A 24947-nucleotide genomic window follows, 5' to 3' on the forward strand; every position below is an offset into this window, starting at 1 on the left:
CGCCAGGCCGCGGCGGTGCGGCCGTGGGGACATCGCCGCGCGCGGCGTCACACCCAGCCGCGGCGCCGGAACCAGGCCAGCGGCACCACCACGCTCAGCGCGATCACGCCCAGCGCCCAGAAATAGGCGTCGTGCCACTTGAGTTCGGGCATGTAGGCGAAGTTCATGCCCCAGATGCCGACCAGCACCGTCGGCGGGATGCCCACCACCGACGCCACCGCCATCACCTTCATGACGTTGTTCTGGTCCATGTTGATCATGCCCAGCACGCTGTCCAGCAGGAACTCGACGCGGTCGTCCAGGTGCTGCTCGAACTCGCTCAGGGTGACCAGGTCCTTGTGCAGCAGGCCGATCCGCTTGGCCGCATCGGCGCCGAACCACTCCGGCGTGGCGCCGTCCAGGTAGGTGGCCAGGCGCAACAGGCCCTGGCCGGCGTTGTGCATGCCGCCGAGCCGCCGCCCCATGCCGCCCACGGCGTGCAGCATCCGCTCCAGGTCGCGCGACTTGTGCGGTTCGTCGAAGGCCGTGCGGGTGGTCTCGGTGATCTCCGCCTCCAGCGCTTCCAGCCGGTCCGCCAGGCGCCCGACCAGTTGGTCGAGCAGGCGCAGCAGCAGGTCGTCGCTGGTCCGGCACGGATGCTGCTCCAACTGCGCGGCCACCGCTTCCAGCGAGCCCATGCGCTGCTCGCGCTGGGTCACCAGCACCCGCGGCGACACCGCGAAGCCCAGCGGTGCGGTCGGGCCGTCGTCGTCCTGGAAGCGCGGCACGTTGAGGAACAGCACGTCGCCCTCGACGCGGACCCGGCTGCTGAACTCGATCTCGCCGATCGCCGCCCGCGTGGGCAGGGCGAAGCCTACGCTGCGGTCGGCCTCGGCCAGCTCCTCGCTGCCGGGCTGGCACAGGTCCACCCAACAGAACGGCTGGGCGGACGTTCCGGCGCTGCGGTGGATCGTGATCATCGGATCGGCTTCGTGGCGGAGAGGGCGCGAGCATCCTCCGCCGTGCGTGCAGCGTCAACGCGCCGCAACGCGGCGATTCAGCTGCGGCGGCGGCGCGCCCGCCGCGAACCGGCGTCAGCCGCGGGCCACGCTGCGGCGCTTGAACGCATAGCCCACTCCCAGGATCAGGAACCACGCCGGGCTGGCCAGCAGCGCCTGCCGGGTGTCGGTCTGCAAGGTCAGCAGCGCCAGCACGAAGGCGAAGAACGCCAGGCACACGTAGCACATGGCCACGCCGCCGGGCATCTTGAACGCCGAGGCCGCGTGCAGCTGCGGGCGCTTGCGCCGGTAGGCGACGTACGCGCACAGGATCAGCGACCAGACGAACATGAACAGCACCGCGGCCAACGTGGTGACCAGGGTGAAGGCGGTGACCAGGTTCGGGATCAGGTACACCAGCAGCGTGCCGCCGAGCAGGCAGGCGCAGGAGAACAGCAGCCCGCGCGCCGGCACCGCCGCGCGCGACAGCCGGGCGAAGCCGCGCGGCGCATGCCGCTCCTCGGCCAGGCCGTACAGCATGCGGCTGGTGGAGAAGATGCCGCTGTTGGCCGACGACGTGGCCGAGGTCAGCACCACGAAGTTGATCAGGCTGGCCGCGGCCGGCACCCCGGCCAGCACGAACAGCTCCACGAACGGGCTCTTGCCCGGCACCACCTCGCGCCACGGCGTCACCGCCATGATCGCCACCAGCGCCAGCACGTAGAACACCAGGATCCGCACCGGGATCGAGTTGATCGCCTTGGGCAGGTTGCGCCGCGGGTCGGCGGTCTCCGCCGCGGTGGTGCCGACCAGTTCGATGCCGACGAAGGCGAACACCGCGATCTGGAAGCCGGCGAAGAAACCGCCGATGCCCATCGGGAACATGCCGCCGTCGTTCCACAGATTGGCCAGCGAGGCCACGTGCCCGGACGGCGACTGGAAGCCCCACACGACCAGCCCGGCGCCGGTGAGGATCAGCGCGCAGATGGCCACGATCTTGATCAGCGCGAACCAGAATTCCATTTCACCGAACAGCTTCACCGTCACCAGGTTCAGGCCCAGCAACAGCAGCACGCACAGCATCGCCGGGATCCACGGCGCCAGGCCGGGGAACCAGAACTGCGCGTAGGCGGCGATCGCGATCACGTCGGCGATGGCGGTGATGATCCAGCAGAACCAGTAGGTCCAGCCGCAGAAGAAGCCGGCCCAGGGCCCGAGCAGGTCGGTGGAGAAGTCGATGAAGGACTTGTACTCCAGGTTGGACAGCAGCAGCTCGCCCATCGCCCGCATCACGAAGAACAGCATCGCGCCGATGATCAGGTACACGAACAGGATCGACGGTCCGGCCAGGCTGATGGTCTTGCCCGAGCCCATGAACAGGCCGGTGCCGATGGCGCCGCCGATCGCGATCAGCTGCAGGTGGCGGTTGGACAGGCTGCGCTGCAGATGGTCGGGCTGAGCGGACGGTTCGGACATGGGCGCGGCCGGCGGCGGAGGACGCCACAACATAGAAGATGGCACGCGCCCGCGCCAGGGCGTTGCGCACGCTTCGCATGCGGAAAACGGCACACGACACGGCGCGTGGGAGCCATCCGCCCGCGCCGGAAGCGGGAACGGCGGCGCACGCGGCGCCGCGCCTCACACGATCTTGGTGCGCCGCCACCACTGCGTGACTTTTTCCTCGCGCACCAGCGTGAACAGCCCGGCGCCCAGGATCAGCGCGATGCCCACCAGCATCGGCCAGTCCAGGTGATCGTGGAACAGCCAGTAGCCGAAGCCGATCGCCCACAGCATCTGGCTGTACTGGGTCGGCGCCACCGCGCTGACCGGCGCCGCGCGCGAGGCGTACATCAGGAAAATCGCGGCCATGCCGGCGGGCAGCCCGTAGCCGGCCAGCAGCAGCCATTGCTGCGGGGTCGGCCACACGAAGGTCGGCAGCATCAGCAGCGCGCCCATCAGCAACGGGCCGAGCACGCCGGCGCCGTACAGGGTCAGGCGCTTCTCGCCCGGCCCGGCCATGCGCAGGCTGATCACCGACACCGCTCCGACCAGGCCGCAGACGATGGCCGCGACGTGGCCCTCGCCCAGATGCCGGAAGCCCGGCCGCAACACGATCAGCACGCCGACGAAGCCGACGATCACCGCCAGCCAGCGCCGCCAGCGCACCTCCTCCTTGAGCAGCAGCACCGACAGCACGGTGACGAAGATCGGCATCAGGAAGATCAGCGCGAACGCCTCGGCCATCGGCAACAGGGTGAACGCGGTGACCGCGGACAGGTTGCCGACCGCGCCGGTGAACGCGCGCAGCAGCCAGATGCTGGGCCGCTGCGCCACCACCACCTCGCGCCAGCGGTCGCCGGGTTTCTTCAGGAACGGCAAGGCCGTGAGCATCAGCAGCGCGCCGAAGAACACCACCTCGTAGGCCGGCAACGCCCCTTCCAGGCCCTTCACGAACGCATCGCTGATCGAGTAGGCGGCGTAGCAGGCGAAACCGAGCAGCACACCTTTGAGCATCGCGGATCCTGGCAGTTGGCGTGGCGTGGGCGCCGGCCATCGAGGGGGGAGCGCCGCATTATGCGTTGCCACCGCCGCTGCGACCATGAAGGCGCGACGCGGCGCGTCGGCGCACGACTTCGCCGCGAGGCTCGGTTACGATGCCTTCCCGCTCCGACGACCTTGGCTTGCGCCGTGCGCGCTGGCGCATCCCCCTACCGACGTGAACCCGTATTCCGGCCCCCTGCTGACCCGCCCGCTCGCCGCCGCGCTGCTCGCCGCGCGCGATGGCGGCCACGCCACCTGGACCGGATCGCTGGACCTGCAACGCAGCGAAGGCCAGGCGCTGCTCGCCGCGGACGGCTGGCAGTGGCGCGGGCAGCCCTATCCGTATCCGCCGAAACTCAAGGACCGCACGATCTACTACTGGGACGGCGAGGACTTCGCGCCGGTGTCGCGGTTCGGCGGCGCGCTGATCAAGCTGGTGCCGACCGAATGGGGCGCGCCGACCTTCGAGATCGACGGCATCAAGATGCTGCCCAGCGCGCAGCTGTCGCCGTTCGAGGATGCGCGGCGCAAGGTCGCGCTGATCGAACCGCGCGGCAAGCGGGTGCTCGACACCTGCGGCGGGCTGGGCTATTTCGCCGCCTGCGCGCTGGAGGCCGGCGTGGCGCAGCTGCATTCCTTCGAGAAGAACGCCGACGTGCTGTGGCTGCGCACGCTCAATCCGTGGTCGCCGGACCCGGCGGCCAGCGATGGCCGCCTGCAGCTCGCGCATGCCGACGTGGCCGAGGCCATCGCCGCGATCGCCAGCGACTCGATGGATGCGCTGCTGCACGATCCGCCGCGCTTCGGCATCGCCGGCGAACTGTATTCGCAGGTGTTCTACGACCAGCTGGCACGGGTGCTGCGCCGCGGCGGACGGCTGTTCCACTACACCGGCAGCCCGAACAAGCTGACCAGCGGCCGCGACGTGCCGCGCGAGGTGGCCAAGCGCCTGGAAAAAGCCGGCTTCCGCGCAGAGCTGGCGCTGGACGGCGTGCTGGCGACGCGCCGCTAGCCGCCGCCCGACGCGCACCGCCCCGTAGGAGCGGCTTCAGCCGCGACAGGCACCGCCAGCAAGCCCAGCGTGGCCAAGGCCGCCGGCACAACGCGTGAACCAGGCGCGCCCGCGCGCCGCACTCACACCGAAGCAGCGATATGCTCGCGCAGCCAACGATGCGCCGGGTCGCGGTGCACGCGCTCGTGCCACAGCATGGCCATCTCGTAGCCCGCCACCGCCAGCGGCGGCTCGCACACCTGTAGGCCGGGATGCGCGCGCAGCAGCCGCGACGGCAGCATCGCCACCAGGTCGGTGCGCAGCAGCACGTCGATGACGAACAGGAAATGCGGCACCGACAGCACCACCCGGCGCTGCAGGCCGCGCTCGCCCAGCGCTTCGTCGGTGACGCCGCTGAACCCACCGCCGTCCGGCGACACGATCACGTGTTCGAGCTTGCAGAACTGCGCCAGTGTCGGCCGCCGCTTCAGCCGCGGATGCCCGGCGCGGCCGGCCAGCACGTAGCGTTCGGCGAACAGGGTGCGCTGGCGCAGGGTCGGCGGCGCGCCGGCGCGGGTGTGCAGGGCCAGGTCGATCTCGCCCTGCTCGGCCTGGCGCGCGATCTGCGGCGGCGACATCTCCAGCACCGCCAGGCGGGTGCCTGGCGCCGTGCTGCGCAATGTCGCCAGCGCCGGCAGCAGGATGGTCGATTCGCCGTAGTCGGTCGCCGCCACGCGCCAACGGTTGCCGGCCTGCGCGGGATCGAACGGCGCGGCCGGCGCGACCGCGCGCTGCAGCGCTTCCAGCGCCTGCCGCAGCGGCGCGCGCAAGGCGTCGGCGCGCGCGGTCGGGCGCATGCCGCGCGGGCCGGGCAGCAGCAGCGGATCGTCCAGCGCCTCGCGCAATTTCGCCAGGTGCACGCTGACCGAGGGCTGCGACAGATGCAGGCGCTCGGCCGCGCGGGTCACGTTGTGCTCGGCGAGCAGCGCGTCCAGGGTCAGCAGCAGGTTCAGGTCCAGGCGTCCGAAATTAAGCATGGTAATTCCTGGAATGTCCGCAATTCATTTCAACTATATCTTGCCGTGGCCTACCTTGCCCGCATCCCGTCACCGAGGTCGCCCATGAACGTGTTGCTGGTCTACGCCCACCCCGAACCGAAATCGCTCAACGGCGCGCTCAGGGACTTCGCCGTGCAACGCCTGCAGGCCGCCGGCCACCACGTGCAGGTCTCGGACCTGTACGCCGTGCAGTGGAAGCCGACGCTGGACGCGCACGACAGCCTGGACGGCGCAGCCGGCGACCGCTTCGAACCGTCGCTCGATTCCAGGCGCGCGTTCGCCAGCGGCCGCCAGCGCGAGGACATCGCCGCCGAGCAGGACAAGCTGCGCTGGGCGGACGCGGTGCTGCTGCAGTTTCCGCTGTGGTGGTTCTCGCTGCCGGCGATCCTGAAAGGCTGGGTGGACCGCGTCTATGCATATGGCTTCGCCTACGGCGTCGGCGAACATTCCGATGCGCGCTGGGGCGACCGCTACGGCGAGGGCACGCTGGCCGGCAAGCGCGCGATGCTGATCGTCACCACCGGCGGCTGGGAATCGCATTACGCGCCGCGCGGCATCAACGGCCCGATCGACGACGTGCTGTTCCCGATCCAGCACGGCATCCTGCACTACCCCGGCTTCGACGTGCTGCCGCCGTTCGTGGTCTACCGCACCAGCCGCATGGACGCGGACCGGTTCGCGCAGACCCGCGACGCACTGGGCGAACGCCTGGACGCGCTGTGGAACACCGCGCCGATCGCGTTCCGCAAGCAGAACGGCGGCGACTACGCGATCCCGGCGCTGACGCTGCGGCCGGAGGTCGCCCCGGGCCTGACCGGATTCGCTGCGCACGTGCGGGCGCCCGGCGAGGACGCAACGCCGCAATAGGCCTGGCCCGCATGGCGCATGGGATCGCGAAGCGCCTGTAGGATGGCGCGTGCGACAACGGTGTCGCGCCCGTCATCGGATCATGCAGCACGTGACCCTCGCATCGCTCGCCCGCCTGTTGGTCCTGTGCGCCGCCGCGCTGCTGGGCGCATGCGCCACGCAGGCGCCGCGCGCGCCCGAACGCACGCCGGCCGAGGTCAAGGCCGACATCGCGCGGCGCATCCCGGCGGCGATTCCCGACCGCAGTGGCTGGGCCAACGACGTCTACGTCGCGCTGTCCTCGCAGGAACTGGCCACCAGCGCCGACAACATCTGCGCGGTGCTGGCGGTGATCGAGCAGGAGTCTACCTACCAGGCCAACCCGCCGGTGCCCGGGCTGGGCAAGCTGTCGCGCGCTGAACTCGGCCGCCGCGCGGCGGCGCTGCACGTGCCTGCGTTCATGCTCGATGCGGCGCTGGCGCTGCGCTCGCCGAACGGCCGCAGCTATGGCGAGCGCATCGCCGCGGCGCGCACCGAGCAGGAACTCAGCGGCATCTTCGAGGACGTCGCCGGCAGCGTGCCGCTGGGCCAGCGCCTGTTCGGCGATCTGAACCCGGTGCGCACCGGCGGCCCGATGCAGGTGAGCATCGCCTTTGCCGAAGCGCATACCGAGGGGTATCCGTATCCGCTGCAGACGGTGCGCCACGAAGTGTTCAGCCGTCGCGGCGGGGTCTGGTTCGGCACGCGGCACCTGCTCGGCTACCCGAGCGATTACGACGCCCTGCTGTACCGCTTCGCCGACTTCAACGCAGGCTGGTACGCCAGCCGCAACGCGGCATTCCAGGCCGCGCTGGCGAAGGCCAGCGGCACTACCCTGGCCCTGGACGGCGACCTGCTGATCCCCGGCGCCGGCATCGACCAGCCCGGCGCCACCGAGCGCGCCGCACGCAGCCTGGGCGCGCGCATAGCGCTGCGCGACGAGGCGATCCGCCGCGACCTGCAGCGCGGCAACGCCGCCGACTTCGGCGACACCGCGCTCTACCGCAAGGTCTTCGCGCTGGCCGAGCGCAGCGCCGGCAAGCCGCTGCCGCGCGCGGTCCTGCCCGGGATCACCCTGGAAAGCCCGAAGATCACCCGCACCCTCACCACCGCCTGGTTCGCGCAACGCGTCGCCGAACGCTGGCGCCGCTGCATGGGCAGGTGACGCCGGCGGGCCGGTGCGCTACTTCGGCTTGTCCAGCACCAGGAATACCCACGCGATGGCGACGGCCAGCAGCAGCAACAGGACGGTGAAGAAGCCGTCCCATGCCATCCAGAACCAGTAACGCCCGGGATCGGCGTCCAGCAGATACACCTGCGGCGAACCGAAGCGCGCGCCGCTCGTGTACACACCGCTCAGCAACGCCTTCACCCACACGTACAGCTTCAGCAGCGCGCTTGCCGCCATCGTGGCGACCACCAGCAGCGACACCGGCCAACGCAACCAAGCGGCCAGCCGGTGGCCCGCTCCGCGCGGAGGTTCGCGCTCATGCTGCGCTCGTCGGTGCTTGGCCATCGTCTCCATCGCCTGCGGTCGTCGCCGGCATTTTAAGGCCGCAGGGCATGCGAGCGCGGCAACTGCGTCGGCGCAGCGATGCCGCTATACTCGCCGCGCACCGGCCGGACCGCCGCCACTGCACCCGTCAAGGAAGATCGCGCCGGCCTCGCCCCGGCATGCCGCATGCGTCGATTCCCTTGTCCTTTCGCTACCGTGCCGGTCGCCGGCGGGTGGCTCGTTTCGTTACAAGGAAATCCTCTTGAAGAATCTCATCATCCTCGTCCTGCTGGCACTGTGCGCGACCGTGCTGTCCGCCTGCGATCCCACGACCGGCAACAAGTCCATGTCCCCGGACGACTACCTGACCCACAACGTCTCGGTCTGGAACGGCATCGGCACGGCGATCGCGCCGTGGATCGGCGGCGAGCGCGGCGAGCAGCTGCTGACCGATGCCAGCAACCTGAAGTCGATGCAGCCGCACCGCAACGCGCTGAACAATCCGCGCAAGCAGATCGCCGGGTACGGCAAGGGCTACGAAGGCTTCGGCATTCCCGAAGACGCGCAGGACGTGGACGCCAGGCTGAAGGCGTACCAGAAGAGCACCGACGCGATGCTGGCGACGATGCAGGAAATCACCGCACTGCCCGACGGCTACACCGAAGCGCAGGTGCAGCCGCTGCTGGAACGGCTGAACACCGAATCGGATGCCTACGACAAGGACGCCGCGGCGCTGGACGCCGCGCAGAACGCCTACGCCAAGAAACACCGCATCAAGCTGGTGAGCCACGGCTGAGCGGCAGCGGCCCTGCGTCAGAGAAGCGGCCTCCGGGCCGCTTTTTTTTGCCTTGCGCCGTGTAAGCAGCCGGTCAAAGAAGGATGAGCACCTGCCCCCGGCTTGCTGCGGCTAGCGCCCCGCCCGCTGCTGCGGCAAGCCGAGCAGGCCGATGCGGCGGAACCACATTTCCAGCGGCACCGTGACCAGCGGCGGCAGCGCCGCCAGCAGGCTCAACAGCCACGCCCACCACGGCCAGCGCAGGCGGACCGCGGCGATCACGCTGGCGACCAGATAGACCAGGAACGCCACCCCGTGCAGGCGGCCGAACAGCCACACGCCCAGCTCGGTGGTCTGGGTGCCGTACTTGAGCAGCATGCCCAGCAGCAGCCCGGCCCAGGTCAGGCCTTCGAAGAAGGCGGCGAAGGCGAACAGGCGGCCGGCAGGCGGGATCGGATGGGAAGGCACGCGCAACTCCAGTGGGAAGGAAGACGCCGCGACGCGATGGCGGCGGCGACGCCCGCTGGCGATGCCATTCTACAGAGTCGGTGCTGACGCCGGCACCGAGTGGCCGTGGCGCGCCGTCACGCCCTCATTCGTCGTCGAGCAACCTGTCCAGCATGCGCTGCGGTTGCTCCAGGAACGCGCGCGTCAGCCGGTAGTGCTCGGTGTCGCGATACTCCACGCGCTGCAAGCCGCCGTGCGCAAGGCGCCTATGCGTACGCTCGCGACGGCGAGCGACGCTGGATCGCCAGCGAAGCAGCGACCGCTCCGCTCAAGCGCGATCCCAGCCCGCCGCTGCGTCAAACCCTGTGTGTAGACGCGGGTACGCCGCGCACCGCAACCGCCCTTAGCGGCGGTCCTCCAGCACCGCCACCCCTTCGGGCGCAAGCTGCACCACGTCGCTGGCGGCGCCCGCGCCGAGCAGCGAACGCATCGGCGCCGGCAGCCGCACCTGCTGCGGATCGGCGCCATGGTTGATCAGCACCACGACGCGGCGGCGGCCATCGCCGCGCACGCCCACCTCCACCTCCGCGGGCACGTCCGCCAGCGGCGCGCGCACCTGCGCCTCGCGCAGCCAATCGCTGGTGAGGCGATCGAGCGTGGCATCGTCGAGCCAGGCGCCGACGTAGCTGATGCGGCCCTTGCCGACGCGCCGGGTCAGCAGCGCCGGCTCGCCGTCCAGCCAGCCGTTGGCCTGGCCATAGCGCAGCGGCACCTCGGTTTGCGGCGAGCGCGCCTGCAGTTGTTCGGCCCAGATCCTGGCGCTGCCGGTCCCGGTGGTTCCGGCGACCGGGATCGGCTTGTCCAGCGCATAGAACTGCTCCACGCGCCCGCCCAGCAGCTCGCCGAGCGGGCCGGGCTGGCGCTGCGGCTGCAGGCCGTTGTCGGCGTTCTTCATCGCGCTGCGCGGGCCGAGCACCAGGTGCCCGCCGCGTTCGACGTAGGCCTTCAGGCGCCGCGCCTGCGCGTCGCTGAGCACGTTGAGCGAAGGCGCGACCACCAGCTTGTAGCCGTCCAGCGGTGCCATCGCCGAAACCACGTCGACCACCTGCGCCTGCTGCCGCAGCGGCCGGTAGAACGACTTCATCTGCACCACCGCGTCGAAGTCGGCCGAGTGCTTCTGGAACCCGAGCGCCCAGCGGCTGTCGAAATCGTTGATCAGCGCGACGTCGGCATGCGGCGTGGTGCCGGCCAGCGCCGCGCCGGCCTTGGCGAACTCCGCGCCGACCTGCTGGATCTCCGCGTACACCGGCACCGGCTCGCCGTCGGCCCCGACCAGGGTGCCGTGGTATTCCTCCTGCCCGTTCGGCGCCGCGCGCCACTGCCAGTACGCCACCGCGTCGGCGCCATGCGCGACCGCCTGCCACGCCATCGCCCGCACCTGGCCCTTGCGCAGCGCCATGTTGGTCGCGCGCCAGTTGACGAAGCCCGGCTGGGTCTCCATCACCCAGTAGTTGCGCTGCTTGTAGCCGCGGGTGAGGTCGTGGCGCGCCGCGTTGTCCACCCAGTCGTAGCGCTCGCCGGCGACGTAGTCGTCCCACGCGGCGATGTCGAGCACCTCGTGCACCTTGTAGGCGTCGAAGCCGGCGAACCAGCCCATCGTGTTGGTGGTGATGAACTGGCGCGGATCGGCGTGCGGCCGGATCGCGGCGATCTGGTTGCGCGAGTAATCGGTCCAGGTGTCGCTGACGAAGCGCTTCCAGTCCAGCAGCAGGGCCGGATTCTGCCCGTCCTCGTGCACCGGGATCTGCGCGAAATCGTTGTAGGTCTGGCTCCAGTACGCGGTCGCCCAACGCTGGTTCAATTCCTCGATGCTGCCGTACTTGCGCTGCAGCCAGGCATGGAACTGCGCCTTGGCTTCCGGATCGAACGAGGCCTGCGCGTATTCGTTGTCCAACTGCCAGCCGACCACGTGCGGGTTGCGGCCGTAGCGCTGCGCCATCTGTTCGGCGATGGCGTGGGCGAAGCGGCGGTAGCGCGCGCTGGCGAAGGAGAACTGCTGGCGGTTGCCGTGCTCGTCGCGCATGCCCTCCTGGCTGATGCGCAGCGTGTCCGGATACGCCTGGGTCAGCCACGCCGGCGGCGCCGCGGTCGGCGTGCCGAGCACCACGACCATGCGGTGACGCGCGGCCGCGGCGATGGCGCGGTCCATCCAGCCGAAATCGTACTGGCCTTCGCGCGGCTCCATGCGGCTCCACGCGAACTCGCCGATCCGCACCACGCGCACGTGCGCCGCCTCCATCAACGCCAGGTCGCGTTCCCACTGCGCTTCCGGCCACTGCTCCGGATACCAGGCCACGCCCAGCAGCAACGGCGCGGCATCGGCGTAGCGCGTGGCCTGCGCACGGGCGTCGGGCAGCGCCGCCGCCAGTGCGAACAGCGTGCCGAACAACAGTGCCGCCGCGCGCTGCGGGAACCAGGAAGGTGATGGCATATGCGAACTCGTGCGAATGGGAGATGGCGGACAATCCAAGCAGTCGCCGCCCACCATTGTGCGCGTGCCGGGCGGTGCGAACTTGTGCAACTTGCCGAACTTGGATGCGCAACTGTGCACAAATCGAAGTCGCCCCCGCCCTTCCGCACGGCCACAGACTGCTGACCGCGGCGCCGCGCCTTGCATCGCGCGATGCGCCGGCATGCGCACAACACATGCGATGCCACGTCATGCATGGCGCATGCGCCAGCCGCCGCATTCCGGGCGGCACGCGCGTGTCCCGGGACAGCCCCGCGACTGTTCCACACGCCTGCGGCTCGCTTCGCGGATGCGCTCCATGCGCCGGCTGCGCGCTGCATCCCATTTGGCGCAGTTGGCGCATGCACCGATTGCCGATGTCATGCCCGGAGGCGTAGCGTCCCGCCCTGCCACGAATCCCGTTCCTTCCCCTGGAGACGACGCATGAGAACACCGCGGATGCTCGGCACCTTGCTGGCGATGGCCATCGCCGCCTTTTCCACTGCGCCTGCCTCGGCGCAGAACGTCACCGTCAATCCGAACGAAACGTACCAGACCATCCAGGGCTTCGGCGGCATGAGCGGCGCCGGCTGGATCGCCGATCTCACGCCGGCCCAGGTCGACCTGGCCTTCGGCAGCGGCGACGGCCAGATCGGGCTGTCGATCATGCGCATGCGCATCGACCCCGCCAGTTCCGGCTGGAGCCTGCAGGTTCCGGCCGCGCTGCGCGCACGTTCGCATGGCGCGCTGTTGCTGGCCTCGCCGTGGTCGCCGCCTGCGTACATGAAGTCGAACAACAACCTCAACAACGGCGGCAAGCTGCTGCCGCAGTATTACGGCGCCTACGCCAAGCACCTGCTGGACTTCTCCAGCTACATGTCCGGGCAGGGCGCGCCGCTGTACGCGATCTCCCTGCAGAACGAACCGGACTGGCATCCGGACTACGAATCGGCGGAATGGAGCGCCAGCGACTTCACCAGCTTCCTCAGCACCCAGGGCGCCGGCTTCGGCAACCTGAAAGTGCTCGCGGCCGAGTCGCTGAACTTCAATCCCACCCTCACCGACGCACTGCTCAACAGCAGCGCCAGCCAGCACGTGGACATCATCGGCGGGCATCTGTACGGGGTGCAGCCGAAGGACTATCCGCTGGCGCGCAGCAAGGGCAAGCCGCTGTGGATGACCGAGCACTACACCGACAACACCGACGGCAATGCCTGGCCGTCCGCGCTGGGCGTGGCCAGCGAGCTGCACAAGAGCATGGCCGCCAACTACAGCGCCTACATCTGGTGGTACATCCGGCGCAGCTACGGCCTGATCACCGAGGGCGGCGCGATCAGCAAGCGCGGCTACGCGATGGCGCAGTACGCGCGCTTCGTGCGCCCCGGCGCCAGGCGGATCGGCGCGACCGCCGCGCCGTACAGCGATGTCGCCGTCACCGCCTACAAGCGCGCCGACAACAAGCTCGTGCTTGTGGCGGTCAATACCGGCAACCAGTACCGCGAACTGAAGGTCGCCCTGCCCAGCGGCAGCGCCGCCAGCTTCACCAAGTACAGCACCTCGGCCAGCGTCAATGTCGGCTACGGCGGCACCTACCAGGTCAGCAACGGCCAGACCGCGTTCTACGTCGATCCGCAGAGCGTGGCGACGTTCGTCGGCAACTGACCAGCTGACGGGCGCATAGCGCATTCAAGAACGGATCCACGGCGCAGTGCGTCGCGGATCCTGCGCTTCGTGCGTTTGGCGTTCGGCCGCCACGTGCCGCAACATCGGCTCATCACTACGCTTTTTGTAGGAGCGGCTTCAGCCGCGACCGCACGCACACCGCGCGTTCTGCATTCATGCGGAGCGCGGTAGCGCTGCGAATAGCATGTCCGGACCACGACTACGCAAAACGCCACAATGGCACCGTCGCCATCGCACTGCTCTCATCCAATGCGTTGCGCAGCCCGGCTCAGTTGCCGCAGCGCGCTCGTGGCCAGGGCTCGAAAGCCTGCCGAAATGGCCGCGGCCTGCGCCACACGCCCCCAGAAATCCAGCGCCATCTTTGCCGCGGCACGCCACTCGTCGTGGTGTTCCGGCGTGGGCAGCGCGAGCGCATAGTCGCGCTCCACCACCTCGCCGCTCACCGCGGGACGAAACGCCATCGGCAGCATGTCGTACGCCGGAGCCAGCGCCAGCGGACGCGTCCCGGCAAGCAGCATGCCCGCATTGCCCAGGTGCATGTCGTTGTTGCCGATCAGCACGCCGAACCAGCCATACACACCGAGCCGCCGCGCGTCGTCGTGATCGAGCCAGCCGTCGCGCTGCAATTGCCTGGCGAACAACCACCAGTCGATGCGCCCATGCCCGTAGTAGGCCGCATCCAAGGCGGCCAGCGAGACGAAGCCGCGACGTCCCAGATCGGGCATGCGATCGAAGCGGGTGGATTGCAGGAACACGCGGCCGCCGGCTTCGACGATCTCACTCTCGGCGGCGGCCATGCCGTGCTCGCGCAGCACCTGCCCGGCCAGCTGTTCGCAACGCAGCAGATCCGCCCACCGCTGCGCCGCGGGCGTGCCGGCGCGCTCGCTGAACTTGACGATGACGGACTGGAAGCGGCCGTCGTGGTGCAGCGTCGCGACGAATTTGGGCTGCTCGCCGCCTGCCGATGACCCGACGTCTTCGCCGCGCAGCGCGGCTTCGGCACGTTGCGGATACGCCTGCAGGCGCTGCGCCTGCGCGATCGTCTCGGCGGGTTGCAGCAGGCCCTGCAGCGCGCGCTGCAGCGCGGATTCGCCCAGGACCAGGTCGCCGGGCTGGTCGTCGCCGTGCCGCAGCAATGCGAGCACGATGTCGTCGGGCTGCCAGCGCAGCAGGTCGGGCGAGGCGCCGATGTCCTCGGCCACGCGGCGCGCGAAGGCGCGCCCGAGGAAACCTTGCGGCCGCTGGTCGTCGAGGAACCAGGGCAGGCTCGGGAACACGCCGCTCGCGAATTCGCCATGCAGCAAGGCCGGACAGGCGGCCTGGGGCGCAAACAGGTAGCCGTCGCCATGCAGCGCGTGCAACTCGCCAAGCGTCTCGGCCCGGCCTTGCGCGGTGATGCGGAACAGCGGCCAGCGGTTGCCGGCGCGCCCGATCTGGCGGCTGAGCGCGTAGCGGGTGGCGCGGGCCTTGCCGATCCGCACCACGCTGTCGCCCGCGGACGCCAACAGGCGCGACACCGTCGGCTGGCTGATCCCGAGCGCCGCGCCGATCTGGGCCGCGGTGCAGCTCCCCTGGCGAAGCAGAAGCGCGGTCAACTCACGGAGGCGGGACTCACCCATGGCGCGCAATTGAATAGGTTCGTGAATAGATACACTATTCCAGTGGATCGAAATCCACAAGTGGATCAGATACTTCGCTTGTAATTCCTGTAGCCGACAGGAAAAGTTGAATCAATAAAGATTGGATTTCTCGCTGAATGCCGGTGCGGGCGACTAGGCAGGCCTGCAGCATCCCGGTGGCGACATGGGGTGTATGCGGCGGCGGCCCTGAGAGAAAAAAGTGGAATTCCAACCGCCGGAATCGCAGGCGCACGGCTCCCCAAGGCCCGCTCGGCGGCCCTCCAAGGACCTCCGAGCGGGGACGTCCCAACGCCCTAGACCCAGTTGTCGTCGTCCAGGCCGGTGTCGTCCGAAAAGTCCTGGTCGGCGTCCTGCAGCGGTGCGTCGTCGTAATAGTTGTTGGTCACGCTCTCGACCACCTGCGGCGGTGCGCTTGCGCCGCCCAGGAATCCGCCGTGGTGGCCGCCGAGCAGGCTCTCCACGCCCTCGAACAGGAACATGCCGCCGGCCACGCCGGCCGCCGTGGTGGCCGCGGCGCCGAGAAAGCCCGGACCGCGCGCGGCCGGTGCCGCGGCCGGTGCCGGTTCCGCCGCACCGGCACCGCTGCCGAACACGCGCTCGCGCCATCCCGGGGCGGCCTGCGGCGCGGGCGCCGGCGGCAACGGCGGCGGCCCGGCATTGAATCCCTGGCCGAGAAAGCTGGCGGGCGGCGGCGGCGGCGCGGCCTGTTGCAGCTGCGCAATCTGCGCCTTGGCGTTCTCCAGCGCATGCTCGAGCAGCAAGGTCCGCTGCACCAGCAGATAGGCCGCATCGGGCTGGCCGGCCAGGCGCTCGCGGATCAGCGCGTCCGCCTGCGGATCCTTCGCCACGGCGCCGGCGCTGCGCAGGCGGGCCAGGAAATCTTCGAGGAGTTGTTGTTCTTGCGGGGTCATACCAGTACCTGGAGGAGGTGACCGGCCCAATGCCGGCAGGCACAGCATGGGCACGGCCGCGCCGGCGCCAAGGGAGACGTCGCGCCCTGGTGCGGCGACATTCATCAAGGCCGCAGGATCGGCAGTTCCCCCTTCGACCATCAGCAGCGGCATCCCGGCTCCGTGCCCGGCATGACTTTCGACATTTCCGCGCCCTCACCAGTTGACTACAGTTGTAGTCAAATACGACGCGACGGGGAACGACGATGACGCCACACCGCATGCGCTGGATCCTGGCCCTGGCATGGGCGGCCTCGGCGCCGGCGTGGAGCGGCGAGCAATGGATCGTGGCCACCGATCTATGGGGCAACCGGGTCTACCAGACGCTCGAACTGGACGCGACCGGCACCCAGCTGCAAGGCCGGCTCGACGCCGATCCGGTCAGCGGCACCCGCCACGGCAAGACGGTGGCATTCGTTGCAACCTCCGCCAACGGTGGCGTCTCCCGCTTCGACGCCACCGTCGATGGCGACCGCATGCGCGGGCGCAGCGACCAGCCCGATCCCAATGCCGCCGACGTGCGCGCCCTCCATCCCTTCGAGGCCTGGCGCGTGCCGGCGCGCAGCACCGAGGCGGCGCGCACGCATCGCTTCGCGCCCCGCGACTACGCCAATACCTTCAGCGCCGATCGCGCGCCGGTGCTGGTGCTCTGGCCGGGCGACACGCTGCGCACGCAGACGCTGGATTCCGGCGGCGTGGACGCAGGCGGCGTCACCCGTGCGCTGTTCGGCAATCCGCAGGTCGGGCCATTCTTCGTGGCCGGCGCCGAACCCGGCGACACGCTCGCCATCCACCTGGTCTCGCTGCGGCTCAACCGCGACCACGCCGACAGCCTCGACGGCCTGGTCGGGCGCCTGCAGACCCCGCGCGTGTCCGCGCAGGCCGCCGGGCTCGGCAAGCACGTGCGCTGGCGCCTGGACCGCGACGCACTCCTCGCGCATCCGGTGGATGCCGACGGACCGATGAAGCGCTTCGCGGTCCCGCTGCAGCCGATGCTCGGGGGCCTGGCGCTGGCGCCTGGCTTCGGCAGCGCCGCCCTGTCCACCGGCGACACCGGCGCCAGCGGCGGCAACATGGATTTCAACGCGGTGGTCGAGGGCAATACCGTGTACCTGCCGGTGCAGCAGCCCGGCGCGCTGCTCTACCTCGGCGACGGCCACGCGCTGCAGGGCGATGGCGAAACCACGCAGTGGGCGCTGGAAACCTCGCTGGACGTGGACCTGCGGGTCGAACTGATCAAGCACCGGGCGATCGCGATGCCGCGGGTGGAATCGCCCGAGCAGATCATGACCCTGGGCCAGGCCGGCTCCAGCGACGAAGCGCTGCGCGTGGCCACCTCCGGCATGCTGCACTGGCTGCAGCAGGACTACGGCCTCTCGTTGGCGCAGGCCACCCAGGTGCTGGGCGTGGCGGTGCACTACCGGGTCGCCAACCTCGCCGGGCGCAGCATCGGCGTGGCGGCCAGCATCGACAAGGCGGTGCTGCGCACCTTGCAGACGCCGACGCGCTGAACGCGGAAACCAGAGCATTCGTCCAGGCACTGCAATCGGCAACACATCGCGGGAGGTTCCCTTGTAGGAGCTACTTCAGTCGCGACGGGCCTTACCGACAGCACCTGCCGCGACCGATCGCCCGAGATCAACGGCGCCGCGCTGCAGGCCACACGCCAGAACCCATCCCCTGCCCTGCAGCCGCATTCGCACTTGGACGCCTACTCTTCCCCAGCTTCCTCCGCCACGCCATCGCCGCGCGGCAGCCGCACCGCCCACATGTTGTCGACCAGGTTCGGATACGGGCGCCCGTTTTCCTCGGCACGCTGCCGCGCCGCGGCCTTCTGCGCAGGCGACAAGGGTTGCGCGCGCTGGCCGCGCGGCTTGGGTTTCTTCCAGGGTGGCGTATCGGAAGCGCGCATGGAGATGACTAGGAACCAAGGAAAGCACAGCGTGGCGCACTCCGATGCGTGGACAAGTGAACGCCGTGGGCGCAGTCCATGCGCCTGGGGTTCCCGCCGCCCGCCCTATTCCGAGTCGATTCCCGCCAGCGCGAACACCCACGCTGGCACCACCGGCTCGCCCGCGTAGAAGTCCTTCGGCTTTTTCTCGGCCATCGCCCAGCGGTGCAGCCAGCTGATGCCGCCCCTGCCGGTATAGCCCTCGGCGTACCGATATGCCGGATCGCGCAGCGCCTCGTCCAGGGTGATGAACGCATAGCCGCGGCGGCGCGTGGCCGCGATCAGCTCAGGGAACGCAACGGCATTGAGTTCGTTGGCGTGCATCAGCCACACCTGTGCGATGCGGCGGCCGAACAGCCGCTGGGACTGCGCTTCGAAATAGTCCAGCTTGTTGAGCATGTACGGCACGTAGCCCTTGCGCAGCCGCAGCAGCGTGGCCTCGCGCGCCGCGCCTTCCGGCGCGGTCTCCAGCACCCGCGCATAGGCGAAGGCCCACACCCACTCGCCGTTGTCCACGGTGACCGGCGCAATGCGGTAACCGCGCGCGCCGACGAACGCGACGACCGCCTCGCGATCGGCCTCGCTGCGGCCGGTGGCCAGATACGGATGGCGGAACCAGCGCAGCGGTTGCCCGTACTCGGCCAGCAGCGGCCGCAGCGTGCGCTCGCCACGCACGATCGCATCCTCGTACGCGGGAACCCCCACTTCGTGCAGGTTCACGTGGCCATAGGTGTGATTGCCCAGTTCGTAGCCGGCGTCCAGCCAATCGCGCAGCATCGCCACGCGCTGCGCTTGCGGCTGGCCGTCCTGTTCGAGCTTGTCCTCGTTGACGAAACCGACGATGGGCACATCGGCCTGCTTCAACGACGCCATCAGCTGCGCATGGAACGCCGGCACCTGCGCCGCCGGCGTCTTGCCCATGCGCTGCCACGGCAGGTCGTCGATGGTCACCGCAATGCGCCGGTCGGGCTCCTGCGCCTGCACCTGCGCGGCACCGAAGACGGCCAGGGCGGCGAGCAGCACACAGCGGCAGTAGCGTTTCATCGGCGATCCCGGATCCGGAGCGGGCCAGTCTAGCGGATGCCGCACATGCGCCCGTGCCGGATGCGGGGCGCCGTATCGCAGCGGCCATCGCCGGTCACTGCAACGCCCGCTGCGCATCGACGATCTCCACGCCCTGCAGTTGCCCGAGCCAATTGTCGAACCATGGCTTGTGCGACACGCCGACGATCGACAGCACGCGTGCGCCGGGCTTCTCGCGGAACGTCTGCTGGAGATTGGCGACCATGCGCAGGTTGCGGATTTCCCAACCGCTCACCCAGATCTGCGGATAGTGCTGCGGCGACGCCGCGCGCAGCGCGGCGCCGGCATTGGCGTCGGCGTAAATCGCCAGATTCTCGGGGCGATTGATGAAGCGGTACAACGGCAGCAGGTCGCTTCCCTGCTTCAGCGCCTGCTGCTGCCGTTCGATCCGGTCCAGCGCGGCCCCGCCATCCTTCCACGCCCGCTCGATCGACTGGCCGAACGCCTTCCTGTCGGCGACCTGGATGTTGTCTCCGGTGTGATCGTCCACCGGATGCACCCGCGGCAGGCCCAGCCGCGCCGCCAGGCGCGCGCCGATGCGGTAGTTCTCGTTGCTGCTCGCGGCGATCTCGGCAAGCGCCGCCACCAGCGCCGCATCCAGGCCATCGCCCGCGTGCCGCTCGGCCGGCGCCAACTGCAGCCATTGCGCATAGGCGGACGCGCGCTCGTTGGCCGCCAGGAACACCGCCGCCAGCCGCCGCCGCTGCGCAGGCGTCGGGTGCGCAGGCCAGGCAGCGAGCGTGGCCTCGACTTCGGCGAGGGCGGCGGGCACGTCCAATCCCGTCGCCGCCTGCGCCTGGTCGGTCGCCGGGCAATAGTCGGCGCCGTAAATACGGGGATGGCGCGCGGCGAGATCGCACTGCTCGCCGCCGATGGCCTCGATGGCGATGACCTCCGGCTTGAACGCCGCGAGGCGATCGAGCAAGGGGTCCAGCGCCGCAGGCGCAACGCCGCCGTCGATCTCGCGCAGGTGGACCGAGCCCAGCACCAGCACCTGCGTGCGCGGCCCCGCCATGTCCTTGTCCAACGCCGCCAGATCCACCTGCGCCTGCGCAGCGGCAGGCAGCGCCAGCGCCAAGCACCATCCGAATCCGACCATCGACCGCCATCGCGCCATGCCGTGCTCCATCCACATTGCGGGCGGACAGTGTCGCCAAACACGCGCGCCGCCGCCCGTGCCGTTGGATGGTGTGCCGAAAGGGAGGCGCTGGCGACATGCGATGGGATTTTCACCACTGGCGCGACACGTGCGCGCAATCGCCACGCACACAACCAAGCGGGCTCGCCTCTTTGCCATCCCAAGGAGGGATGAAAAGAAGCGAGCCCGCTCGGTTGTTACAAGAAATGCCGGCGGGTGTTTGCCGGCATTGCTCGAGCAAGGCGACAGGTCGAAAACCTGTCACGCCCGCATGCTTACATCGACTTCTTGATCTCTTCCGCCTTGGCAAGATGCTGCTCGACGTGCGTCCTGGTCTCGGTCAGGTGCTTCTTGACCGGATCGGTCGAGGCCGCCGACATCATCTGCGAGTCGATCAGCTGCAGCGCTTCCTTGTGCCCGGCGATCATCGCGTCGATGTAGGCCGCGGCGTAGTCCTTGCCGGATTTCTGCCCCAGCGTGGTCAGCTCCTGCTCGCCCTTGGTCTCCAGCTGCTTGACGTCCGGCGTTTCGGCCAGCGTGCCCAGCGCCTTGGTCTTTTCCAGGTTGTCGGAGTGTTCCTTCTCCATCATCTTGGCGTAGTCCAGCACCGCACCCGTCACCTTCTTGTCCTGCGCCTGCTTGGCCGCGGCAATCTCGTTCTTGTTGACCGCACCCAGCAGGCCCAGCGCGATGTCGTCACCGGAACTGGCGCGCGCCGCGCCTTCCGGCGCCGGGCTGGCCTCGCCGGCCGGCGGCGTGGTGGGGGTCGCGGTGCCACCTGCCGGAGTAGGCTCGGTGGAGGCGGCCGGCGTGTCTGCAGTGGGTGCCGGAGCGTCGTTGTCCTTGTTCGGCTTGCAGCCGGCGATGGTCAATGCACCGACGATGGACAGCACCAACAGTGAATGTTTCATATGCGATTCCTTCCTCCAATGGGGAGACCAGCATCGCGCTATGCGGGTGAAGAAGGATCATGCAGTCGGAATGAATTCTTCAGTTTTGTAGCGCGGCGATGAAAACGCAGACGTGTGATCGATTGTCCAAGGCCAGCGGCCGTTCTTGGACGAGCAGAACGATGCCTTTGCGCGGCGCGCGTTCGTCCCGTGCTGATCACCACTCATCCACCAGCACTTCGCGATCAATACCTGAGCGCGTTCGCGGCGGGCGCGAGCGGCGCAAACCGCGCGCTCCTGAAATCGTGCAGCAGACGGAAGACCCGTTCGCCGTCCTGCGCGTGATCCCGAAACCCACTTTTCGTGAGCCGGTACAGGCAGCCGTCGCGGGCGAAGACCAGATCACCGCCGTCCCAGTCGGCCCAATCGGTGCCGGGCAGGTCCAGCAACACGGCTCCCTCGCGGTCCAGCACGCGATGGTCCAGGCTGTACCACGCTTCATTTTCGCGGCCGATGGCATGCAGCAGCGACTGCAACCGGCGGCCGCTGGTGCCCGCCTTCTCCCACACACGCGGATGGGTGAAGCGGTAGAGCACGCCCGATGTGACGCCGCCGGTTTCGCCCGCACCCGCGTCGATCACCTGCCAGCCGTCGCGCTGCCGCAACACGCTGTCGATCGGCTCGTCTTCGCCACCGCCCGAGCCGCGCCCGAATGGCCGCACCTGCATGTCGTGCGGCACGCTGAAGCCGGTGGGCAACGGAAAGGGATCGCGCCCCTCCTGCGGGCGATGGTTCAACAGCAACGTCCGCTCGTCCTCGAACATGCCGCCGCCGCCCCAGGCATCCCCCTTCGGCCACAACGCCAGCGCCGTGAGAAACGGCGGCCGCGAGAGCGCCGTCCACGTGCCGAAATCCCCGTGCTGCTTGGACGCGAAATAGACCAGCAACCTGCCCGACGGCGACAGATCGCAACGCCGCTCGTAGATACGGCCCTTGAACCATTGCCCGTGCTCGAACGTGTCGTCGCGCAGGTCCCAACGGATGAGCTGCACCCGCTTGGTCGGACCGCGGCGGAAGATCACACCGGTACGGCCCTCGCGCGCCAGCAGCGCATAGAGCCGGGTGGCTGGTGGGCGCTGTTCCCCGTGGTGCTGAGTCACTTCCAATCGATCGCCTCCATCCACTTACGCTGCCAACCCTGCTACGCACGTCCGTCGATGAAACCCACGTTGCGCCCTCTGTCTTTCCCGATCGTACCTCCATGTGTCGGCAAAAAGCGTGCATGCGAGACGGGCGCGGGGCGTCATCAGCAATTCCTTGCGCGGATGCCGCACGGCACTTCTTTGCCGGCGCGCGAGTGGGGATCCATGCGCCTCCACACGCATGACAACCGCAAAAATACCAAGGTAAGCTGCGGCCACTCAACCGCTGCCGATGCCACGCCCATGCGCCGTGTTCAGACCGATGCCCTCTCCATCGACCTGCCCGATCGCTTCACTGTCGTGCGGCAGGTCGGCCAGTTCATCAAAGCGGCGTATCCCGTCGCCGACGACGAAGTCTCGCTCGGCATCGTCATCGTGCAACGCGAGTCCCCGCCCGATGCGGCCGCGGCCGATCCCTGGGTGGACTTCCGCGCCCAGTGCCGGACCCGGCGCGGCGAGGTCACGGTATTGGCCGAGCAGGAACTGGCGATCGATGGCCGCCCTGCGTTGCAGATGACCGTGCAGGGCAACGGCTATGCGTATTTGTTCGCCATGGTGCCGCTGGACGACGCACTGTATCTGGACATCGTGGGCGACTGCCCGGCCGGCACCGAGGCCGAGCACTTTCCCGTGCTCGACGACGCCCTGCGCAGCCTGCGCGTGACCGGCGACCCCGCCGCCGCGCTGGCGGCACACGACGCCTGGCTGCAGAACATGTTCGGTAGTCAGGACGATGAGGACGGCAACGACGATGGACATCCCGCGCCCGTGACCGCACCGGCGGAACCCTTCCGCATTCCCGAGGATGGCCGCGACGTCTTTCTTATCGACGACCTGTCGCTGGACTTCCGGCGCGAGACCGGGGCAAGCATCGGCAATGCGGGCAGCACCGGCGACGAACTGGTCATCGACCTGCAAGCACGTGCGCGCAAGGCGGACGCGGCCGCGCGTGCGCATCTGGTGGACGATGCCAAAGTCTATTTCCGCTTCTCGGTGAAGGGCATCCACCGCGCAGGCGTACCGACCGGCCGCATCCGCTTCGAAGACGATCGCGAGCCGGCCCACCAGGCCTATCTCTGGTCGGGCGGGCTGCGCTACGACCTCAAGCTCTGGGGAGAACTGGTGCTGGAACAGGGCTGGGTCGGCTTCAGCGGCTACCTGCAGGCGTACGGCTCGGGCCATCGGTACCCCGTACGCATCGCACACAAGCTGGCGACGGAGACCCTGGACTGGTCGAACTACCGCTTCAGCTCGATGGACGAGCTGTCGAGCGCAGCGCATGGCGTGCCGCGCCACGCGCAGCTCTCCAACCTGGCGGGGCCCACGCTACCGGAGGCGCTGTACGCCTATCCATCGCTGCGTTCGCTCAGCATCTACTACGACGACGAAACCGCCGGCGCCAACGGATTGCGGGAATTGCCGGACGCAATCGCCCGCTTCTCCGCCCTGGAGGAACTGAGCGTCGTCAGGGCCAAGGCCCTCGAGCATCTTCCCGCCTCGCTCGGCACGTTGCGCGCATTGCGGCGCCTGCACATCACCGGCAGCGGTATCCGCGCCGTGCCGCCGGAACTGCTGTCGCTACCGCTGATGTATTGCGTGCTGGACGACAACGCCCTCGAGCAGCTGCCCGAGGTGCCGTTCCCGGCCACGCTCAAGACGCTATCGCTCGCAGGCAACCAATTACAGACCGTGCCTGCCGGCATCGCGGCGTTGCCGGCGCTGCAACGGCTGGACCTCACCAACAACCCGTTGACCGCGCTGCCCGCCGGCCTGGAGTGCATCGAACGGCTGGAACTGGAACTGCCGAAGAAGCACGCCCTGCTGGACTACCGCTACAAGGGCGCCGACGGCCAAGGCACGGTCGCCTTCGACGACGACGCCTACTTCGTGCGCAGCGACCCGGGCCTGGCCCGGCAGTTGGAGCAGGCGCTGGCAAGCGACGCGCAGTGGTCGCCCCACCACCCCGGAATGCACGCGCTGGCCTGGCGCGCAATCGCGCTGGCCACGGACGAGGCGGACGACTACCGGTTGCGCGGCAACACGCGCTTCGGCGGGCTGCCGGACCTGCCGCCGGACCTGCCCTACCCGCGCTTCACCGCCTTCGACGGTACGGTCCGGCCCATGCAGTTCATCGCACAACTGGACTGCGCGCAGCTGGCTCCGCTGCAGACCTACCTGCCGCGGGAGGGCGTGCTGTACTTCTTCATCTCGGACCAGGAAGACCTCACGCCGCAGGTCTTCCACTACGCCGGCCCGCGCGCGGCACTGCAGACCGCTGCGGACCTGGCGAGCGACGCGACCTTGGTCGACGACCAGGACGGCGGCAGCCTTCCCTACCGCGCGAGCGCCGCCAGTTGGATCAGTGTGCCGCACTTCTATTCCGACGAGGCGTACTACCAGGGCGCGGCCGCGGGCCTGGACGGCCTGGAGGAAGCATATGAGCTCGTCGAATCGCTGCGCGATCGGCTGGCGGCGCAGTCCACCGTCTCCCCGGTGCACGGCGTGAACAGCCACGTGTTCAAGCAACACGACACCCCGCTCAGCGAGGCCGCCAACCGCCTGCACGGCCGTCCGGAGGATTTCATAGTGCTGCTGCGCGTCGCCTCGGATGCGAACCCCGGCTTCTGCTTCTGGGACGCGGGTGAGCTGTACTTCGTGATCCACAAGAGCGACCTCGCCAAGCAGGACTTCTCCAACGTGTACTGCGGGCTGGAGAGCAGCTAGGCGCGCGA

General features: G+C 69.1%; 21 protein-coding genes. 7 read left to right on the forward strand and 14 right to left on the reverse strand.

The genetic code is table 11. The features are described from left to right. Positions 1-47: 47 nt before the first annotated feature. The 3 genes from OCJ37_RS18235 to OCJ37_RS18245 form a co-directional block, all read right to left on the reverse strand. Positions 48-959, reverse strand: coding sequence for a CorA family divalent cation transporter (locus tag OCJ37_RS18235; protein ID WP_263111107.1), 912 nt, complete (start codon positions 957-959; stop codon positions 48-50). Between the two features lie 114 nt (positions 960-1073). Continuing rightward, positions 1074-2453 carry a D-serine/D-alanine/glycine transporter gene (gene cycA, locus OCJ37_RS18240; RefSeq protein WP_263111108.1) on the reverse strand — a complete coding sequence of 460 codons (1380 nt, stop codon included), beginning with the start codon at positions 2451-2453 and terminating at the stop codon, positions 1074-1076. 162 nt (positions 2454-2615) lie between these two features. Further along, positions 2616-3491, reverse strand: coding sequence for a DMT family transporter (locus tag OCJ37_RS18245; RefSeq protein ID WP_263111109.1), 876 nt, complete (start codon positions 3489-3491; stop codon positions 2616-2618). Between the two features lie 202 nt (positions 3492-3693). On the opposite strand from OCJ37_RS18245, the gene OCJ37_RS18250 reads away from it, so the two are divergent. Continuing rightward, positions 3694-4530, forward strand: a complete 837-nt coding sequence (locus OCJ37_RS18250; protein WP_263111110.1) for a class I SAM-dependent methyltransferase — start codon at positions 3694-3696, stop codon at positions 4528-4530. Positions 4531-4652: 122 nt separating this feature from the next. Here the strand turns inward: OCJ37_RS18250 and OCJ37_RS18255 are convergent, their stop codons facing one another. Continuing rightward, entirely contained in the window at positions 4653-5546 is an 894-nt protein-coding gene (locus OCJ37_RS18255) for a LysR family transcriptional regulator (protein ID WP_263111111.1), read from the reverse strand. A gap of 84 nt (positions 5547-5630) precedes the next feature. On the opposite strand from OCJ37_RS18255, the gene OCJ37_RS18260 reads away from it, so the two are divergent. Further along, positions 5631-6434 (forward strand): NAD(P)H-dependent oxidoreductase, encoded by an 804-nt coding sequence (locus OCJ37_RS18260; protein ID WP_263111112.1) that lies wholly within the window; start codon positions 5631-5633, stop codon positions 6432-6434. 82 nt (positions 6435-6516) lie between these two features. Beyond that, positions 6517-7617, forward strand: a complete 1101-nt coding sequence (locus OCJ37_RS18265) for a DUF1615 domain-containing protein (protein WP_263111113.1) — start codon at positions 6517-6519, stop codon at positions 7615-7617. Between the two features lie 18 nt (positions 7618-7635). Here OCJ37_RS18265 and OCJ37_RS18270 read toward each other — a convergent pair whose 3' ends face one another. Beyond that, positions 7636-7968, reverse strand: a complete 333-nt coding sequence (locus tag OCJ37_RS18270; RefSeq protein ID WP_263111114.1) for a hypothetical protein — start codon at positions 7966-7968, stop codon at positions 7636-7638. A gap of 241 nt (positions 7969-8209) precedes the next feature. On the opposite strand from OCJ37_RS18270, the gene OCJ37_RS18275 reads away from it, so the two are divergent. After that, positions 8210-8743 carry a hypothetical protein gene (locus OCJ37_RS18275; RefSeq protein WP_263111115.1) on the forward strand — a complete coding sequence of 178 codons (534 nt, stop codon included), beginning with the start codon at positions 8210-8212 and terminating at the stop codon, positions 8741-8743. A 111-nt stretch (positions 8744-8854) separates the two neighbouring features. On the opposite strand, the gene OCJ37_RS18280 is transcribed toward OCJ37_RS18275, so the two are convergent. Both OCJ37_RS18280 and OCJ37_RS18285 read right to left on the reverse strand, forming a co-directional pair. Beyond that, a complete protein-coding gene (locus OCJ37_RS18280; RefSeq protein WP_263111116.1) occupies positions 8855-9196 on the reverse strand; it encodes a DUF3817 domain-containing protein in 342 nt (113 codons plus the stop codon). 376 nt (positions 9197-9572) lie between these two features. Further along, positions 9573-11660: a beta-galactosidase gene (locus tag OCJ37_RS18285; protein ID WP_263111117.1), complete on the reverse strand. Its 2088-nt coding sequence runs from the start codon at positions 11658-11660 to the stop codon at positions 9573-9575. 477 nt (positions 11661-12137) lie between these two features. Here OCJ37_RS18285 and OCJ37_RS18290 point away from each other — a divergent pair, with 477 nt between their 5' ends. Continuing rightward, positions 12138-13340, forward strand: coding sequence for a glycoside hydrolase family 30 beta sandwich domain-containing protein (locus OCJ37_RS18290; protein ID WP_263113730.1), 1203 nt, complete (start codon positions 12138-12140; stop codon positions 13338-13340). A 263-nt stretch (positions 13341-13603) separates the two neighbouring features. Here the strand turns inward: OCJ37_RS18290 and yjjJ are convergent, their stop codons facing one another. Both yjjJ and OCJ37_RS18300 read right to left on the reverse strand, forming a co-directional pair. Continuing rightward, positions 13604-14980, reverse strand: a complete 1377-nt coding sequence (gene yjjJ, locus OCJ37_RS18295) for a type II toxin-antitoxin system HipA family toxin YjjJ (RefSeq protein ID WP_263111118.1) — start codon at positions 14978-14980, stop codon at positions 13604-13606. 314 nt (positions 14981-15294) lie between these two features. Beyond that, a complete protein-coding gene (locus tag OCJ37_RS18300) occupies positions 15295-16065 on the reverse strand; it encodes a DUF2076 family protein (protein WP_263111119.1) in 771 nt (256 codons plus the stop codon). A gap of 92 nt (positions 16066-16157) precedes the next feature. Here OCJ37_RS18300 and OCJ37_RS18305 point away from each other — a divergent pair, with 92 nt between their 5' ends. After that, positions 16158-17462 (forward strand): acetamidase/formamidase family protein, encoded by a 1305-nt coding sequence (locus OCJ37_RS18305; protein WP_263111120.1) that lies wholly within the window; start codon positions 16158-16160, stop codon positions 17460-17462. A gap of 200 nt (positions 17463-17662) precedes the next feature. Here OCJ37_RS18305 and OCJ37_RS18310 read toward each other — a convergent pair whose 3' ends face one another. From OCJ37_RS18310 to OCJ37_RS18330, 5 genes are all read right to left on the reverse strand, one after another. Further along, on the reverse strand, positions 17663-17863 hold the full coding sequence (locus OCJ37_RS18310) for a hypothetical protein (protein WP_263111121.1): 201 nt from the start codon (positions 17861-17863) through the stop codon (positions 17663-17665). Between the two features lie 105 nt (positions 17864-17968). Further along, the gene (locus OCJ37_RS18315) at positions 17969-18946 is read right to left on the reverse strand and encodes a polysaccharide deacetylase family protein (protein ID WP_263111122.1); all 978 of its coding nucleotides are present in this window, start codon (positions 18944-18946) and stop codon (positions 17969-17971) included. A 94-nt stretch (positions 18947-19040) separates the two neighbouring features. Beyond that, on the reverse strand, positions 19041-20084 hold the full coding sequence (locus OCJ37_RS18320; protein ID WP_263113731.1) for a DUF5694 domain-containing protein: 1044 nt from the start codon (positions 20082-20084) through the stop codon (positions 19041-19043). A gap of 314 nt (positions 20085-20398) precedes the next feature. Then, positions 20399-21034, reverse strand: coding sequence for a DUF4142 domain-containing protein (locus OCJ37_RS18325; RefSeq protein ID WP_263111123.1), 636 nt, complete (start codon positions 21032-21034; stop codon positions 20399-20401). Between the two features lie 224 nt (positions 21035-21258). Continuing rightward, entirely contained in the window at positions 21259-22173 is a 915-nt protein-coding gene (locus OCJ37_RS18330; RefSeq protein ID WP_263113732.1) for a hypothetical protein, read from the reverse strand. Between the two features lie 207 nt (positions 22174-22380). Here OCJ37_RS18330 and OCJ37_RS18335 point away from each other — a divergent pair, with 207 nt between their 5' ends. Beyond that, positions 22381-24939 carry a DUF1963 domain-containing protein gene (locus OCJ37_RS18335; protein WP_263111124.1) on the forward strand — a complete coding sequence of 853 codons (2559 nt, stop codon included), beginning with the start codon at positions 22381-22383 and terminating at the stop codon, positions 24937-24939. Positions 24940-24947: the final 8 nt, after the last annotated feature.

The sequence above is a fragment of the Xanthomonas sp. AM6 genome, from assembly GCF_025665335.1.
In the GTDB taxonomy this organism is placed as follows: domain Bacteria; phylum Pseudomonadota; class Gammaproteobacteria; order Xanthomonadales; family Xanthomonadaceae; genus Xanthomonas_A.